This window comes from Methylophilus aquaticus (genome assembly GCF_030769565.1).
Classification (GTDB): domain Bacteria; phylum Pseudomonadota; class Gammaproteobacteria; order Burkholderiales; family Methylophilaceae; genus Methylophilus; species Methylophilus aquaticus.
The window spans coordinates 98,986-114,679 of sequence record NZ_JAVCAP010000014.1 but is presented as its reverse complement, the minus strand read 5'-3'; the positions used below and the strand labels follow the sequence as shown (position 1 = coordinate 114,679).

At 48.0% G+C, this 15,694-nt stretch carries 11 protein-coding genes; 6 read left to right on the top strand and 5 right to left on the bottom strand.

Annotation, left to right across the window (positions count from 1 at the left end; genetic code table 11):
- Nucleotides 1-338: 338 nt before the first annotated feature.
- Nucleotides 339-2,426 carry a putative bifunctional diguanylate cyclase/phosphodiesterase gene (locus Q9291_RS07010; RefSeq protein WP_306389319.1) on the top strand — a complete coding sequence of 696 codons (2,088 nt, stop codon included), beginning with the start codon at nucleotides 339-341 and terminating at the stop codon, nucleotides 2,424-2,426.
- A gap of 109 nt (nucleotides 2,427-2,535) precedes the next feature.
- On the opposite strand, the gene Q9291_RS07005 is transcribed toward Q9291_RS07010, so the two are convergent.
- Both Q9291_RS07005 and Q9291_RS07000 read right to left on the bottom strand, forming a co-directional pair.
- On the bottom strand, nucleotides 2,536-3,129 hold the full coding sequence (locus Q9291_RS07005) for a glycine zipper 2TM domain-containing protein (protein WP_306389318.1): 594 nt from the start codon (nucleotides 3,127-3,129) through the stop codon (nucleotides 2,536-2,538).
- 139 nt (nucleotides 3,130-3,268) lie between these two features.
- Nucleotides 3,269-3,928, bottom strand: coding sequence for a Crp/Fnr family transcriptional regulator (locus Q9291_RS07000; RefSeq protein WP_306389521.1), 660 nt, complete (start codon nucleotides 3,926-3,928; stop codon nucleotides 3,269-3,271).
- 226 nt (nucleotides 3,929-4,154) lie between these two features.
- Between Q9291_RS07000 and Q9291_RS06995 the strand changes: the two genes are divergently transcribed.
- The 4 genes from Q9291_RS06995 (at nucleotide 4,155) to aceF (ending at nucleotide 9,860) form a co-directional block, all read left to right on the top strand.
- Nucleotides 4,155-4,484: an ArsR/SmtB family transcription factor gene (locus Q9291_RS06995; protein WP_306389317.1), complete on the top strand. Its 330-nt coding sequence runs from the start codon at nucleotides 4,155-4,157 to the stop codon at nucleotides 4,482-4,484.
- Nucleotides 4,485-4,507: 23 nt separating this feature from the next.
- A complete protein-coding gene (locus tag Q9291_RS06990) occupies nucleotides 4,508-4,957 on the top strand; it encodes a protein tyrosine phosphatase family protein (RefSeq protein ID WP_306389316.1) in 450 nt (149 codons plus the stop codon).
- A gap of 862 nt (nucleotides 4,958-5,819) precedes the next feature.
- Nucleotides 5,820-8,489: a pyruvate dehydrogenase (acetyl-transferring), homodimeric type gene (gene aceE, locus Q9291_RS06985; RefSeq protein WP_306389315.1), complete on the top strand. Its 2,670-nt coding sequence runs from the start codon at nucleotides 5,820-5,822 to the stop codon at nucleotides 8,487-8,489.
- A 27-nt stretch (nucleotides 8,490-8,516) separates the two neighbouring features.
- Nucleotides 8,517-9,860 (top strand): dihydrolipoyllysine-residue acetyltransferase, encoded by a 1,344-nt coding sequence (aceF, locus tag Q9291_RS06980; RefSeq protein WP_306389314.1) that lies wholly within the window; start codon nucleotides 8,517-8,519, stop codon nucleotides 9,858-9,860.
- Between the two features lie 27 nt (nucleotides 9,861-9,887).
- Here aceF and Q9291_RS06975 read toward each other — a convergent pair whose 3' ends face one another.
- The 3 genes from Q9291_RS06975 to Q9291_RS06965 form a co-directional block, all read right to left on the bottom strand.
- Nucleotides 9,888-10,373, bottom strand: coding sequence for a gamma-glutamylcyclotransferase family protein (locus Q9291_RS06975; protein WP_306389313.1), 486 nt, complete (start codon nucleotides 10,371-10,373; stop codon nucleotides 9,888-9,890).
- Between the two features lie 362 nt (nucleotides 10,374-10,735).
- The gene (locus Q9291_RS06970) at nucleotides 10,736-13,294 is read right to left on the bottom strand and encodes a glycosyltransferase (RefSeq protein WP_306389312.1); all 2,559 of its coding nucleotides are present in this window, start codon (nucleotides 13,292-13,294) and stop codon (nucleotides 10,736-10,738) included.
- Between the two features lie 28 nt (nucleotides 13,295-13,322).
- Entirely contained in the window at nucleotides 13,323-14,906 is a 1,584-nt protein-coding gene (locus Q9291_RS06965; RefSeq protein WP_306389311.1) for a glycoside hydrolase family 17 protein, read from the bottom strand.
- Between the two features lie 364 nt (nucleotides 14,907-15,270).
- Between Q9291_RS06965 and Q9291_RS06960 the strand changes: the two genes are divergently transcribed.
- Nucleotides 15,271-15,624 carry a hypothetical protein gene (locus Q9291_RS06960; RefSeq protein ID WP_306389310.1) on the top strand — a complete coding sequence of 118 codons (354 nt, stop codon included), beginning with the start codon at nucleotides 15,271-15,273 and terminating at the stop codon, nucleotides 15,622-15,624.
- The last annotated feature ends 70 nt before the right edge of the window (nucleotides 15,625-15,694 follow it).

Here is a 15,694-nt window from a genome sequence, read left to right as displayed (position 1 = left end):
CGCATACAATAATTCTGGACAAGCGTCGACTATCGACTGTACTGTCTCAACAGGTGCGATTGCCGCTTCACACATAAAATCTGTAATATAAACTTCTAAAATCATGATAAATTGTATTACCAATAAGCATTAAACATAGCGCACTGCCTTGCAAGAATTTATTTAACATAATTTAATATATTGCATGTTTTCATGTGCCCAATCTGCAAAAGTGGTCCTGTTATAATGCGTTGGACTTATACACGAAAATATGGGGGATGTCATGAAACGCTATGCAAGCATAGAAACACTCCATTTTGATATTAATCCATGAAAAAGGTTGTTGAGTTCAAACGGCTATGCAATTTCTTCAAAATTTAAGCATACAAGCCAGACTGCTGTTGCTTGTAATCGCCCCGGTATTTGCACTCTCATGTACTTTGCTGATGTTTGATTTTCAAGATCAATTACAGCGGGAAGAAAGTAAATTAAGCCAGCATGCACTCACTACAGCCAAGTTTTTGTCTGCTGTTGTGCATAATCAGTCAGAGCTACATGGCCAGCAGTACATTGATCGCTTATTAAAAGCGAGCCAGCTTGAGCATGAGCCCTACATGTCACTGGTGATTGCCGATGCAAATAATCGCTCACTGGCGAGCTTGGGAACCTCCTTCAATGTTGAACAACCATTGCCGCAACAAGATACGGTTGTCCTGCAACAATCAAGTTTTGACATCACCATGGTCAGAGTCTTTACAACTGAACCCAAACATGTGCTGATTGGCTACATTTTTGTTGCAATTGATAAGGCATCACTGATTGAAGATCACAGGCAAGCATTTATTAAAAATGTTGGCTACATCACACTGGGGCTCATGCTGTGTTCTATTCTGGTTTACTGGGTGAGCCGTTCAATTAGCCAGCCCATTCGCGAAATGACGACCGCGCTTAAAAAATTCATGATCGGCAATCAAGAGGTAAGTCAGGTCAAGCATTCGCTCCCAGAAATACAAACGCTGCAAACAACTTTAAATGAAATCTCCCGAGAGATGCAACATGCTGAAGCTGATATGCGTGATCGCATTCAGGATGCACAAGCGCAGCTACGCTATCAGGCAAGACATGACGCTTTGACCGGGCTCGTCAATCGGCAGGAGCTCGAAAGAAGGTTGCAACAAGCACTTGATGACGTCAAACAACATCGCGCCAGCCACATATTCTGCTACATGGACCTCGACCAATTTCGCGTCATTAATGATACATGTGGCCACCTCGCCGGTGATGAAATGTTGCGGCAAATCAGCATGATTCTTAGTCAACGTATTCGCGCAGAAGATACTTTTGCCAGATTGGGTGGCGATGAATTCGGGCTATTACTCAGTTATTGTGAGGTCGAAAAGGCCATCGAAATTACAGCGCAATTAAGACAAATGGTCGAAACTTTTCGCTTTATGCACGAAGGTCGCTTATTTCAAACTGGCATCAGTATCGGTATTGTTGAAATCACCGCAGATTTAAAAGATGTTGGTCAAATCACTCGCCATGCAGATGCAGCCTGTTATGTTGCCAAAGACAACGGCCGAAACCAGATTCATTTATTTCATCCGGAAGATAACGTATTACTCAAACGTCACGTTGAAATGGAGTGGGTATCACGCATCAACGAGGCCATCGATCAAAACGATTTTGTGTTGTACTGCCAAGGTATTTACCCCTTGCAGAATCGTGATTTACCACCATTCTACGAGGTGCTCATCCGCAAACGTGATGAACAAGGCGGCATCATTCCTCCAGCAGAGTTCCTGCCTTCAGCGGAACGCTATCAATTAATGACAAAAATTGATCGATGGGTCATACAACATGCATTTATGGCTTTGCAGCCATTATTTAAAATGCAACAGCAAACAAAACCTTTTATCGTCAGCATTAACCTTTCAGGCATGTCATTAGGTGACCCCAACCTACTGGCGTACATTAAAGAGTGCTTCAGTACCTACGACATCCCGGCTAACCATGTCTGCTTTGAGGTGACAGAAACCTCGGCGATTATTAATATTGATAATACGATTAAACTGATTCAAGAGCTGAAACGCATGGGCACGCGCTTTATGCTTGACGATTTTGGTAGTGGCATGTCGTCGTTTAGTTATTTGAAACATCTACCAGTCAACTTTCTAAAAATGGATGGTTCATATGTCAGAGATATCACCCATAACAAAGTGGATTTGGCGATGGCAAAAGCGATACAAAGTGTTGCCGAGTCGATGGAAATCGAGACTATTGCCGAGTATGTAGAAGATCTGGCAGCCCTTGAATGCCTAAAACAGATTGGAGTTAGCTATGCGCAAGGTTTTTATCTCAATAAACCTCAGCCCTTATCTGAAGCACTTGCTCGTCATATCGGGACAATCAGTGCACAGCACTCCACAGCCAGACTAGATATTTGATAGCGCTCGTAACAATAGGATAACAAAAACGCCATTCATTTCTGTATGGCGTTTTTTTGATTCAACGAGCTTCTGGGACTGATATAACATCCACTCACATCATATTCATTTACCAGTAATTCCGTTCATTTCTATACTGATGACCGGCAGGTCCATGCCATGCAGCAGGTTTAATCGGTGGTTGCATTTGTGTCTGATGAGGCCTTACCAACACGCTCACATCAATGCTGGGCCCAGGCTCTCTATCCATCAAAGTTGAGTACTGCCGGCCCTGATACTCGTAATTGACCAAGTAACCAGTTGTCACCGTTTGCCACTGATCAATCGTCACACACTGCTCTATCGGGCGGGTCACTGTTCTCTCACTCCCATAGGTATCTTGATTTCCTACGCGGTCACCCACGATTGCGCCCAAGCCAGCCCCGACTGCCGCCGCTGCTACTCGTCCGCTACCACGGCCTATAGTACTGCCTAACAATCCACCAGCAACGCCACCAACGACCGCCCCTGTATTGGAACGACTGGCAGGCTCATAAACACTTTCACGCACATACTCGGTATGACACTCTTGCCTAGGCTGGTTAATACGCTGGACCTGAGGTGCGACAGAAATGACTCTGGCACGATCTACGAATTCAGTATCGGCTAGTGCTGCATGACTAGTCACCATCAATACAACACTCAATCCAATCAGTTTACGCATTCTGGTTCTCCTGTTAAAAATGCACTGCATAGTGCAGCTGCTTACCATAACGTGCATTCAATCATGAGAGATGACCGAAACATGTATCAATCGCCCGAAAAGTTTGTATCCGCCTGGATACACCGACTGACATTGACTGTTAGCCACTATTTGCCAACTTGAGCAATGCACTCCGCTGTTGAATTTCAATGACACCTCGCCCCATGGTTAACCAGCCTTTCTGCTCAAGTCGCTTAAGTTGCCGGCTCACCACTTCGCGCGCTGTACCCAACTCATCTGCAATCTGCTGATGCGTGCGCTGAATGGTGTTATTGCCCATATCCAGCAGCCATTTTGCCAAACGCGCATCCAGTGTTTGAAAAGCAACCTCATCCAGCAATACGATCAAATCACTGATCAGTGCGCCATAGTTCTGCATCACATACTGGCGAAAAACGATTGAATCAATCATCAATCGATTAAAAATAGGCTCTGGAATAAGTACATCCTGAATCGGTTCCTCCACAATAGTGGAGGCCGGATACTGACTGTTACCGAGCAGACAGGTGGTGGTAATCACACATGTTTCCCCGGCACCAACACGGTAAAGCACTATTTCGCGACCGCCGGATGACATCTTATAAACACGAGAGCGTCCCTTAAGACGCAACACATACGCACCACAATGGTCACCTTCACGATAACCTATTGTGCCAATAGGTGCCTCAACGATACGTGCATATTGCACCAAGAGCTTCTTGGCAGATTCATCCAGTGCCTGCAACTCAGGAAACACCGTTAACCAGGCCAGTGATTGCATATTATCCATCTCTTCCCCCGTCTATATTTTTTATAAAAATGCATGCTTGCATAGTGAAAAAAATGCGCATTTATGCGATAAACTTTAACATATAAGAAAACATATCCACCATCTCGGTGACAAGCAATCCATAAAAAGCTTTTACAAGTCAAAGAGTTGATGGCTAGTTTTACAATTGAATACATTTTTTAATATCATAATAAAAAATACGTATCGTAGGGGTATCATGCAAACTTCAGAACTTGCAGTGGATCTCTTTGACCAGCTGAGAGCCTCTGCTGATCAGGCCAGTCAGTTGATGAAAGCAATGGCAAATACCGATAGGCTCATGTTGCTTTGCCAGCTATCACAAGGGGAAAAGTCGGTGGGTGAGCTGGAAGCCAGCCTCGACCTGCATCAACCCAGCCTTTCGCAACAGTTGACAGTATTGCGCGAAGCGCAACTAGTGAGCACCCGCAGAGAAGGTAAAAATGTGTTTTATTGCATTAGCAGCCCGGCAGCACTGGCGGTAATCGAAGTACTGCATCAGCAGTTTTGCCGCAAACCCGCAGCATGACAATCCGATAGAGAGTACAGATAATGAGTGACCAAAGCGACATGTCAATCAAATCAATAGACCAGCGATTTAGCATCACCGGGCAAATCAGTCTGAATGATTTGGAAAAAATCGCACACTCCGGCTTTAAAACGGTTGTTAACTTCAGGCCCGACGGAGAAGGTGGCGATGCACAACCGACCAGTGCCGCACTCGCTGCCAAAGCGGCAGCGCTGGGACTGGCCTATGCTTATATCCCGGTAATTCCTAACCAGATTCAACCCGGACAGGTAGCAGCACTCGGTGCAGCATTCGGTCAACATCCGCAGCCAGTGCTGGGATTTTGCCGCACTGGCAACCGTGCGCAAACGGTATATCAGCAGCTTTTACAAACCACCCCGCTTAGTGGCAGTACCGCCCATCCCGCATGCTGTCATGCACAGGTGCACCAAACGGGATGGGCGGCCGGTCTATTAAAGTTTTTCAAAAAATAACCCGTCATCACGCTGTCGTAATCCACAGTTTCAGAAAACACAAGCACGCGTTCCCCACTCAGTGCCGTCTCAGCCATTTCATTCGCCAGTTTGTGCAATTGGCAAAGAGGCCGCTCATCCGCGTACCCAATACCGCCTTGCTTACTGTTAAGAGGGCGTAAGTAAGGAGGACGGCAGGCTGGTCAAGGACAATGTGTCAGCCAGCATTATGCGCCATACCACATCCGCATGCCCCACCTTTATCGTCATACCATTTATGGCCGAAATCACCCCATTTTGACCTATATGGTTTTGCACCAACGCAAGCCAGGAATGGCTTGACGGCTTGTCACAACAAGGAGTGCTGATTAAATACCGAAGCCCCTCCCGACAGGCTCACTACACTCATGAAAGCCCCGTTATGCATTTCAACGAGCCATGGTAACTGTTGCAAAGACGGCTATTGCTGACGTGTACACTGTAACTTAATTGTGATTTTATCCATAAAAATACATATTTCAGGCACCTGACCATCAAACACAATTAATACATTTTTGGCAAAATTACGTACATTTGAGCTGCCAATAGCAGCATGATGCAATCACTTCATAAAAAATACTTCTGTTCAGGTCTTATATAAAACTTGATTCAATCGTAGCGAATGCCAAAAAAAGCAAGGGCAACAGCGTGGTTTAACTTGACCAAAATCCCTAAAAAAGAGACACTTAGCACTAAAGATAGCGCTGTAAAGCATGCAACAAAAAAGCAGCGCATTACCAAGATAGAAACACATCCATTTTTCGGAATATCCTTTCTGGTAACCATCAGCTTTTCAGTTTTAGATTATACGCGTAGCGTCACACAACACGGAGAATCCTCACGCATGGCAACCCCTTCGCAAGCCCACCTTACGGAAACCGATGCACAAGAAACGCAGGAATGGTTAGACGCGCTCAGCGCAGTCATCGAGAACGAGGGGCCTGAACGTGCCCACTTCTTGCTGGAAGCCATGATCGACAATGCCCGTCGCTCAGGCAGCAACCTGCCATACAACGCAACCACTTCCTATGTAAACACCATTCCCACGCATCTGCAGGCAAAACTGCAAGGCGACCCGGAAATGGAGCGTCGTGTGCGCGCACTGATTCGCTGGAACGCTATTATGACGGTGCTACGTGCCAACGAGAAGTCTCCTGGCATTGGCGGTCACATTGCCAGCTTCCAGTCCGCGGCAACCTTATATGATGTTGGTTTTAACCATTTCTTCCGCGCCCCTAATGAACAGTTTGGTGGCGATTGTATTTACTTCCAGGGGCACTCATCGCCTGGCGTGTATGCGCGCGCCTTTCTCGAAGGCCGCTTTACAGAAGAGCAAATGGACAATTTCCGCCAGGAAACTGCTGGCAATGGCTTATCCAGCTACCCGCATCCATGGCTGATGCCAGATTTCTGGCAGTTCCCAACGGTGTCTATGGGCTTGGGCCCATTGGCGGGTATTTACCAAGCACGGTTCCTGAAATACCTGCACAACCGCGGCATTGCCGATACCGCTGACCGCAAAGTCTGGGTGTTCTGCGGTGATGGCGAGATGGACGAGCCTGAATCACAAGGTGCGATCTCACTGGCGGCCCGCGAAGGCTTGGATAACCTGATTTTTGTGATTAACTGTAACTTGCAGCGTCTGGATGGCCCAGTGCGCGGTAACGGCAAAATCATTCAGGAACTCGAATCCAACTTCCGCGGTGCGGGCTGGAACGCAATTAAAGTCATTTGGGGTTCGTACTGGGATCCACTGCTGGCGATGGATAAAGACGGTCTGCTGCGTAAACGCATGGAAGAGTGCGTAGATGGCGAATACCAGAACTTCAAACAAAAAGGCGGCGCTTACACGCGTGAGCACTTCTTTGGCAAATATCCTGAACTGCGTGAAATGGTGGCGGCCATGTCAGATGCCGACATCTGGCGCCTGAACCGTGGCGGCCATGATCCACACAAAGTATTTGCAGCTTACAATGCAGCGGTCAACCATAAAGGCCAACCGACTGTCATCTTGGCTAAAACCGTTAAAGGCTATGGCATGGGCGAAGCCGGTGAAGGTCAAAACACCACCCACCAGCAAAAAAGCATGGATATTGCTTCCCTGAAGGCTTTCCGCGACCGCTTTGACTTGCCATTGACTGACGAGCAGGTAGAAAACCTGTCTTACTACCGTCCGGCCGAAGATAGCCCGGAAATCAAATACATGATGGAACGCCGTGCAGCACTGGGCGGATTCGTTCCTACGCGCCGTCGCAAAGGTAATACGCTGACCGTACCTGAACTTTCAGCATTTGAAAACATGCTGGGTGCCACAGGTGAGCGTGAAATTTCCACGACAATGGCATTTGTACGCATTCTGTCCACACTGGTACGCGACAAACAAATTGGTAAGTACGTAGTCCCGATTGTACCTGACGAAGCGCGTACCTTCGGTATGGAAGGCATGTTCCGCCAATTGGGCATTTACTCTTCTGTTGGTCAGTTGTATGAGCCACAAGACTCTGACCAGGTGATGTTTTACAAAGAATCACAAAGCGGCCAGATTCTGGAAGAAGGTATTAACGAAGCGGGCTCATTCGCTAGCTGGTTAGCGGCTGCCACGTCTTACAGCGTTACCGGCACGCAGATGATTCCGTTCTACATTTACTACTCCATGTTTGGCTTCCAGCGTATTGGTGACTTTGCCTGGGCTGCAGGCGATAGCCGCGCACGTGGCTTTCTGCTTGGTGCGACCGCTGGTCGTACCACACTGAATGGTGAAGGGTTGCAGCACGAAGATGGCCATAGCCACCTGATGTCAGCGACGATTCCCAACTGTATCTCTTATGACCCAACCTTTGGCTACGAACTGGCTGTGATTATTCAGGAGGGTATGCGCCGCATGGTACAAAATCAGGAAGATGTGTATTACTACATCACCCTGATGAACGAGAACTACAGCCACCCAGCCATGCCGGAAGGCAGTGCCGAAGGCATTCTCAAAGGCATGTACAGCTTTAGCCAATCAAAAACCAAAGGCCCCAAAGTGCAATTAATGGGTTCTGGCGTGATTTTACGTGAAGTAATTGCTGCCGCTGAGTTACTGGAAAAAGACTGGGGGGTTTCGGCGGATATCTGGAGCGTGACCAGCTTCACCGAGTTGCGCCGCGAGGGTATTGATGCCGAGCGTCACAACCTGCTCAACCCGGAAGCCAAGCCTAAACTGAGCTACGTTGAAGCATCGCTCAAAAAAGCGGAAGGTCCGGTAATTGCATCTACCGACTACATGCGCAGCTTTGCTGACCAGATTCGCCCATTTGTGCCTAACCGTTTTGTCACACTAGGGACCGATGGCTATGGCCGCTCAGACTCACGTGAGGCACTGCGCAGCTTCTTTGAAGTTGACCGCTACTATGTGGTACTGGCTGCGCTAAAAGCGCTGGCAGACGATGGCAAACTGCCAGTAGCAAAAGCCACCGAGGCCATTAAAAAATACAATATTGACGTTACTCGTGCCAATCCGGTCACGATTTAAGGTCACGACATAAGGAAATTACACAATATGTCTATCAAAGAAGTACTCGTGCCAGATATTGGCAACTTTGAGAGCGTGGATGTCATTGAAGTGTTGGTCAGCGTGGGTGACACGGTGGCCAAAGAAGACTCTCTGATCACGGTTGAATCTGACAAAGCATCCATGGATATCCCCTCCTCTCTGTCGGGGGTTGTGAAGGAAATACACATTAAGGTTGGCGACAAAACCAAGCAAGGTGCACTGATTTTGACGCTGGATACTGCCGCAGAAGCAGCGCCGGCCGAAAAAGTGGCTGCGCAACCCACGGCAACCCCGGTCGTCGCGACAGTCAAAGTCGATGAAAAAACCGTCGCCATTCCTGAGCCCACTCGCCCTGTTGCCGAAGTCCCGCAGGTTGTGCAACCGCAAGCCACCCCTAACCCTGTAGCGCAATCCAGTGTAGGCGTGACTGGAAAATTGGCGCATGCCAGCCCTTCAGTGCGTAAATTTGCGCGTGAATTAGGGGTCAATCTGGCACTGGTGAAAGCCACAGGCCCGAAAAACCGCATCGTACAAACAGATGTGCAGGCATACGTTAAAGGCGAACTGTCGAAACCACGTTCAGAAAATATGGGCGTAGGCACAGGCCTGAGCACCTTGCCGATGCCAGTGATTGATTTCAGCCAGTTCGGCGCGATTGAAAACAAACCATTGTCGCGCATCAAAAAACTGTCTGGCGCTAACCTGCACCGCAACTGGGTGACTGCCCCGCACGTGACTCAGTTTGACGAGGCCGACATTACCGATCTGGAAGATTTCCGTAAATCCATGCTGGCAGAAGCTGAAAAGCGTGGCGTCAAACTCACGTTGCTGGCTTTCCTGATGAAAGCTGTGGTCAATGCCCTGCGCACTTACCCCAACTTTAACGCCTCGCTTTCGCCAGAAGGTGATAGCCTGATTCTCAAGCAATACTACAATATCGGCTTCGCCTGTGATACGCCTGACGGGCTGGTTGTACCTGTCGTGCGTGATGTGAACCAAAAAGACGTGATGGACATTGCGCGTGATCTGGCTGACCTCTCTGCCAAAGCGCGCGAGCGCAAATTGAAGGTAGAAGAAATGCAAGGCGGCTGCTTTACCATCTCCAGCCTGGGAGGTATCGGCGGCACCATGTTTACGCCGATTATCAACTGCCCAGAAGTGGCGATTTTGGGGGTTTCCCGTGCGGCCATGCAACCGGTCTATAACAAAGACAGCGGCGGCTTTGACCCACGCCTGATCATGCCATTGTCATTGTCTTATGATCACCGCGTGATCGATGGCGCAGATGGCGCAAGATTCACCAGCCACCTGCGCGTGATGTTGAGTGATGTAAGACGTTTGTTGCTGTAATTTTTTACAGTCTAAACAATGGGCGCATCAAGCGCCCATTGTTTTAAGCTCGCACAAGCCAAGCCCTTTCATAAAGTCACCTTCTTTAATCAGTACCTTGTCATTGATTGGCCATTGATAAAGATAAATCCATACTTGTTCGAATAAGGTTCCATCCTTAGCATGAATGCGTGCTATGACGCGCTTATATTCAGCAGGTTGCGTATGCTGCGCACTGCACTCTTCATACGCATCCAATATCGCCAGCGCGCTATCCGGATCATTTAACTTGTAAACCTCACCGTATACGCAGTCGTTTACATCCTCCGAAGCTATCACCCCGGGATAATAGCTGATTTGGAACATAAGCCCCTGAAACCAGGCATGCGTGAGAAACTGTGCATGTGTGGATAGATACGCTGACATCTTATTGGCGTTACCTTTGCGCAGCGTCCCATAAACAAACAACAGATCAGACATGATGATACGAGCTAAAGCAACGTCAGCTGCGGCCTCGCAGGCTTCTGCTGCCATGACACCTGCACTACAAACAAATCCCGACAAAAACCTGCCCGCTCACCAGACATTCCCAACTTGTGGCTGCTCAGCTTGAAACGGTTTGCCAGCAAATACGCAAAAACACCCTCTACCGGCATACGTTTGCCAGACGCACTCTGACAAGTGTCTTTTATCCGACTTGTATTGTCATCACCCATAATAACCAGATAGCTAATTCAATATTTACGAGACTCGGCTGAACTAAGAAGAGGCCATTTTTAACAAAAAAATCAAGCGCCCGATATTACCGCGTTCGCGAGGACGACTAAGAGATGCACTCTTAGGATTTACTTTCATGCGTACAACAGTCTATTTACCGGGATTCTTGCACAATCCCATTACTGCTTTTCAGACAGCCACTGACAGGCAACTGCGCTCAGGTATGGCAAGGATTGTAATGCCAGCATAGACACCCATAGTTGCGCATCCAGGTTGCTGAACCCTCGTGAATACAACATGGCCAGACTGCTCACGATGAGTGCAATCAAAATGGCCAATTCTTCGCGTATCGGATCAATCAATTGCCAGTTAGAGAGCTTAGCCTTGGTTTTGGCGGTCACCACAAATACGCCGGCCTTGTGTGTAAGCCCGTTGATAATGCCTTTGGCAATGGCATGCGACAAACCCAAGCTGGCAAGGGACGCGCCAAAAATATCTTTCCACTCACAATGCATAGTTTTCCGGTACAACATTGGACCCAAAATCGCTTTAATCGCCAAAAAACACAAAATCGGGACAATCATCACGACCACAGGCAAGCTGAAATGTTTTGGAAACAGCAACATCGCCATGGTCCAGAAAACTGAGCCTATGGTAAAAATCAACTGCAAAGCCTCACCAAACCAGCCAAACCAACCCGTAAGAAAATGATAGCGCTGACTGAAGTTCAGCGTAGATTTCCCCAGCAGCTTGGGCATATGGTGCTTGAGAATCTGCATGGCGCCAAACGCCCAGCGATTACGCTGTGACTTCAAGGCTTTGAAGTTGGCGGGGGTCAAGCCGCGGCCAAAAGTTTCGTCGATGTAACGTAACTCCATATTGGTTTCGAGCAGACGTAATCCCAGTTCGGTATCTTCACAAATACACCACTCAGACCAGCCTCCCAGCGTTTGTAATGACTCACGACGGATCAAGGTCATGGTGCCGTGCTGAATTAATGCATTGCGCTCATGCCGGTGATGCATGCCTATGCGGAAGAACCCTTCAAACTCCCAGTTACACATGCGATGAAAAAAGTCGTTTTCCCACTCGCGGTGTGCTTGTGGTGCCTGCACCACTGCAACTTGTTTTTCGAGGAAATGCGGTACCAGATCGGATAACCAGTCATCTGTGACCACATAGTCAGCGTCAACCACGCCGACGACTTCTGCATCAGGATGCGTTTTATCCAGTGCAAAATTCAGGGCACCCGCTTTAAAACCAGGCCAGGAAGGCAAATGATAAAAATGGAAATGATCGGGCATGGTCGCCATGTAAGCCTCAATCGGCTTCCATTTCGCTTCGTCTTTGGTGTTGTTATCCACCACAATCACTTCGTAACGTGTGTATTTGAGTTGTTGCAAACTTTCAATCGTGGCAATAACCATTTCTGGCGGTTCGTTGTAGCAAGCCAGGTGAATAGAAACAAACAGTTCATCCTTGGCATCAAGCGGTTGTGCACGCTTGAAAAAACGACGCCAGTAGGGCTTGAACATGACCTCGCTGAACTCGACGGCATAAATCATCAAGACCATCGAAGTCAGTGCGATACCTAATAACAAACCAACCAGCACAACGAAGTCGCGCAACGAATAGTAATAATCTCCCGGCAAATTCCAGGCAATCACCAAGGTCGTCACACAGGCCTGAAACAGCACTGCCATAGAAACCACACCACCCATGCCCCAATGTTTAAAACGCCAGGCAATAAACATCAACGGCAGGAATGCCAGTACGGTCGACCATGTCGCTTTAGCCGCCCAACGGTTATTAGGTGGCACCGCACCTTGCAGGGAGTATTTTTGATGGCGGTCCGCGTTATACATGCCCCAGTAAGCCCCAGCCCAGCCCTCCAATGCCACTTTCCAAGGCTGGTCAAACGCTTCCATCAGATAGTAATCAAGATCTTCAATGGCATTACGCGCTAAAAACTCGCGGACAAACCTGGCCTGATTCACTTCACTGGCCACCGAGGCACCAATCGTAGGACCGCGACTGGGCCAACCCACCTCGGTAATGACAATTTTTTTACGAGGATAAGTCGCCAGCAGCTCTTGATAACGCTCCATTGTGTATTGCACCGCACGCTCAACCGGCACCCCTTCATGGTAGGGCAGCAAATGCACAGCAATATAATCCACATGCTTGACCAGCTCTGGATTTTTGAGCCAGACATGCCAGGGCTCTGCAGTAGAAACGGGGGCATCCACGTTTTCGCGGACGGCATCAAGGTACTGGATCAAATCCTCTAAAGGCAGATCATTTCTCAATAAGGATTCATTACCCACAATGACACGGTCAATATTCGTATAGTTATCCAGCTTTTCCATTAATGCGGAAATTTCCCTGGTATTCTTCAGACGGTCACTGTCTATCCATGCCCCGGCAATCACGTTCATCTGGCGTCTGGCAGCCAAAGGAATAACCTCATTCAAGTCTAATGAAGAGTACATACGAATATGGTCTGTATGCTTGCGCATCAAATCCAGATCTTGCGCCAACTCTGCAGTATTGGGATGCTGACCCTCCAGCGGACTTTGATCGCCACGATAGCCACTGTAGGCGAAGCCATTGACCGTCGGTTTTACACTGATCAGGGGCAGCGCACGGTTAGCCAGCGCCCACATGCCAACATGCAGTGCAGAAAAAAACAATGCAAAGACCAGACCAGGAATCAGTTTTTTTAACCACGACAACATAAGCAATGTTTTATATCTTTCGTATCAATTAATCGTTAGGGATGATGGCCGCCTGCGGCGTCAGCATCGATTTGGCTGGCAATACGAATGCGGCCAGTCCGCAGAGTCCGGCCCACATCCAGGCCGAAGTATTGCCCAGTTCAAGCATCGCCACGCCAAGCGCAATATTCGTGGCGATCAAAGTCAAGACAGCCAGTAACCACACAAAAGCCTTCCCTGACTGCATGGCTCGCGGATATTGACCATATTGGTAAATAAGCGTTATTAACACGACAATCACTGGTAGCAATGTAAGCACGAGTGGAAAATCTATATAGCGTCCATTGATGCCAAGACTGACACTCACCGCAAATAATGCACCGGCAAATAGCAACAACATACCCTGCTCCAGACCGTGGCTTGATGACATGTTCAACAGCTGTCGCACTTGCAACCATAGCAGCCCCCACCCCAGCAAGACCAATCCACCCAGCATGAGGTATTCATTGCGCATCCGTGCCGCATGTTGCACATAATCTACCTGAAGAAAGCCATGCAGACCAAAGGTTGCCGCCGTAAAAATGACCAGCAACTGACTTGATAAGGGCAACCGCCTGCGCCAGGCCCAGACAGCCGCCAGCATCGCAAGACAGAGTGAAATCACATAAGGCAACAGACCATCATACCGTTCAGAAACGCTGCCTTGCATGGCGAATTTAGGTTTTAGGTCCACATCAAACAATCCCCAATAGCCGCCAACAGTGCCTTCCAGTTCACGCTTCCATGGCTGGTCAACGGCCTCAATAATATTGTATTGCCATCCATTGGTGTGCGCGGCCTGTAAAAACTCCCGCACGTAGCGCGCCTCATTGACCAGACTTGGCGCAGCAGCAAAGCGCTGTCGCCCCTGCGAGGGCCACCCGGTTTCGCCAATCAGCACAGGTTTTTTAAAGCTGTTCTGCACCCGGTTCATCACGGCAACGGTATGCGGTACCGCCTGCGCAATGGCTACAGGCAAATCTTCCCAATAAGGCAGAATATGCACCGTAATAAAATCAACATCCTGCTCCAGTGTCGGATGTCTTAGCCAGAACTCCCAAACATCCGCATAAGTCACCGACACTTCTGTATTGGCTTGTGCCCATTGCAAATATTCATGCATTTTGGCTTCTGGCTGTTCACCTCGCAACAACACTTCATTACCAACGATGAGACCCTTGACTGTCTGTTTAAATTCATTAGCCAATTGCACTGCTAATTGGAGTTGTACTCTGTTTTCAGCATCCAGCCAGCCAATCCAGGTACCTAATAAAACCTGCATGCCCAGTTTTTGGGCGGCCTTGGGCACGTAATCCATCCCTTGCGAAACGGAATACGTCCGCACGCATTGAGTCACTACAGACAGTGCTTTCAAATCTCGCTCAATTTGTAAAGGATCTATATAAGTATCCTGAATGGTAGGGTTCATGCCAGGTTTGTAAAATGGGGCATAAGAGACACACTGCAACGGCTGCGGTGCATCTACCACCACTTGAGGTTGCTGCGCACGCCACACATAGAACAAGGTGGCTGCAAAAAACAACCCCATCAAGACGGCTACTGCAAAACGTTTAAAGGGGTATGAAAGCATCATGGGGGAGCATTATTAAAACAGTCGGATATTCTCTCACAAATGCCGAGCTTGTGCAGACCGTTTGACAGGGGTGATGGAATCGCATTGTGGATGGATAAATTTGCAAAAGAGTCCAAAAGAGACTTGGTAAAATAAGCATTTGGAATTATGATGAAAAGTCATGCACAGTCAGTACAAACTGCCTGAAAAATGCTTTAAAACCCGCGCTACAACCATCTTTTCTCGAAGTGATATGAACATAAAATTCTGTTTAACAACGCTCTCTTTTCTGTCTGTATTTTCAAGTGCAGAAGCATCAGCCGCTCCGGTGAGTAAATCCATTGATTACAGTGGTGAGTATTTGTGCAAAGGCAACAATGTAGCAGTGGGTGATTATGAAGTGACCATCTACCTCAAGAAAAATCGCCGCAACAGCACTCCAATGGCATCCGTATACGATCTGGTGACCCATACCGAAAACAAACAAAGTTACACAGGACAAGCGGTTACCAATGGAAAACAACTGGCCCTCACATTTAAATTGTCTGATGCCAAATATGCAGAATTTTCAACCGGGCTGGGGCAATTTACCAAGCTCAATAAAAATATGTGGTCGTTTAAAACAGATTATTACGAACCTGATGACACAGGTGGCAACTATGGTCATGAAACATGCACCATGAAAAAGCTGTTAAATCCGCTTGAAAAAACTGGAACACTTTCCACCAATAAACGCTAATCACATCCTGCGATGCAATTGAAACTTAAGTAGTTTTTTTGATGATAAAATAGCAATATTCTTTTGATTG

Excerpts from the sequence above, each read along its gene's own strand:
- Q9291_RS06970 (WP_306389312.1), bottom strand. The coding sequence starts at position 13,294 with ATGTTGTCGTGGTTAAAAAAACTGATTCCTGGTCTGGTCTTTGCATTG.
- Q9291_RS06995 (WP_306389317.1), top strand. The coding sequence starts at position 4,155 with ATGCAAACTTCAGAACTTGCAGTGGATCTCTTTGACCAGCTGAGAGCC.
- Q9291_RS07010 (WP_306389319.1), top strand. The coding sequence starts at position 339 with ATGCAATTTCTTCAAAATTTAAGCATACAAGCCAGACTGCTGTTGCTT.
- Q9291_RS07000 (WP_306389521.1), bottom strand. The coding sequence starts at position 3,928 with ATGCAATCACTGGCCTGGTTAACGGTGTTTCCTGAGTTGCAGGCACTG.
- Q9291_RS07005 (WP_306389318.1), bottom strand. The coding sequence starts at position 3,129 with ATGCGTAAACTGATTGGATTGAGTGTTGTATTGATGGTGACTAGTCAT.
- aceE (WP_306389315.1), top strand. The coding sequence starts at position 5,820 with ATGGCAACCCCTTCGCAAGCCCACCTTACGGAAACCGATGCACAAGAA.
- aceF (WP_306389314.1), top strand. The coding sequence starts at position 8,517 with ATGTCTATCAAAGAAGTACTCGTGCCAGATATTGGCAACTTTGAGAGC.
- Q9291_RS06990 (WP_306389316.1), top strand. The coding sequence starts at position 4,508 with ATGAGTGACCAAAGCGACATGTCAATCAAATCAATAGACCAGCGATTT.
- Q9291_RS06965 (WP_306389311.1), bottom strand. The coding sequence starts at position 14,906 with ATGATGCTTTCATACCCCTTTAAACGTTTTGCAGTAGCCGTCTTGATG.
- Q9291_RS06975 (WP_306389313.1), bottom strand. The coding sequence starts at position 10,373 with ATGGCAGCAGAAGCCTGCGAGGCCGCAGCTGACGTTGCTTTAGCTCGT.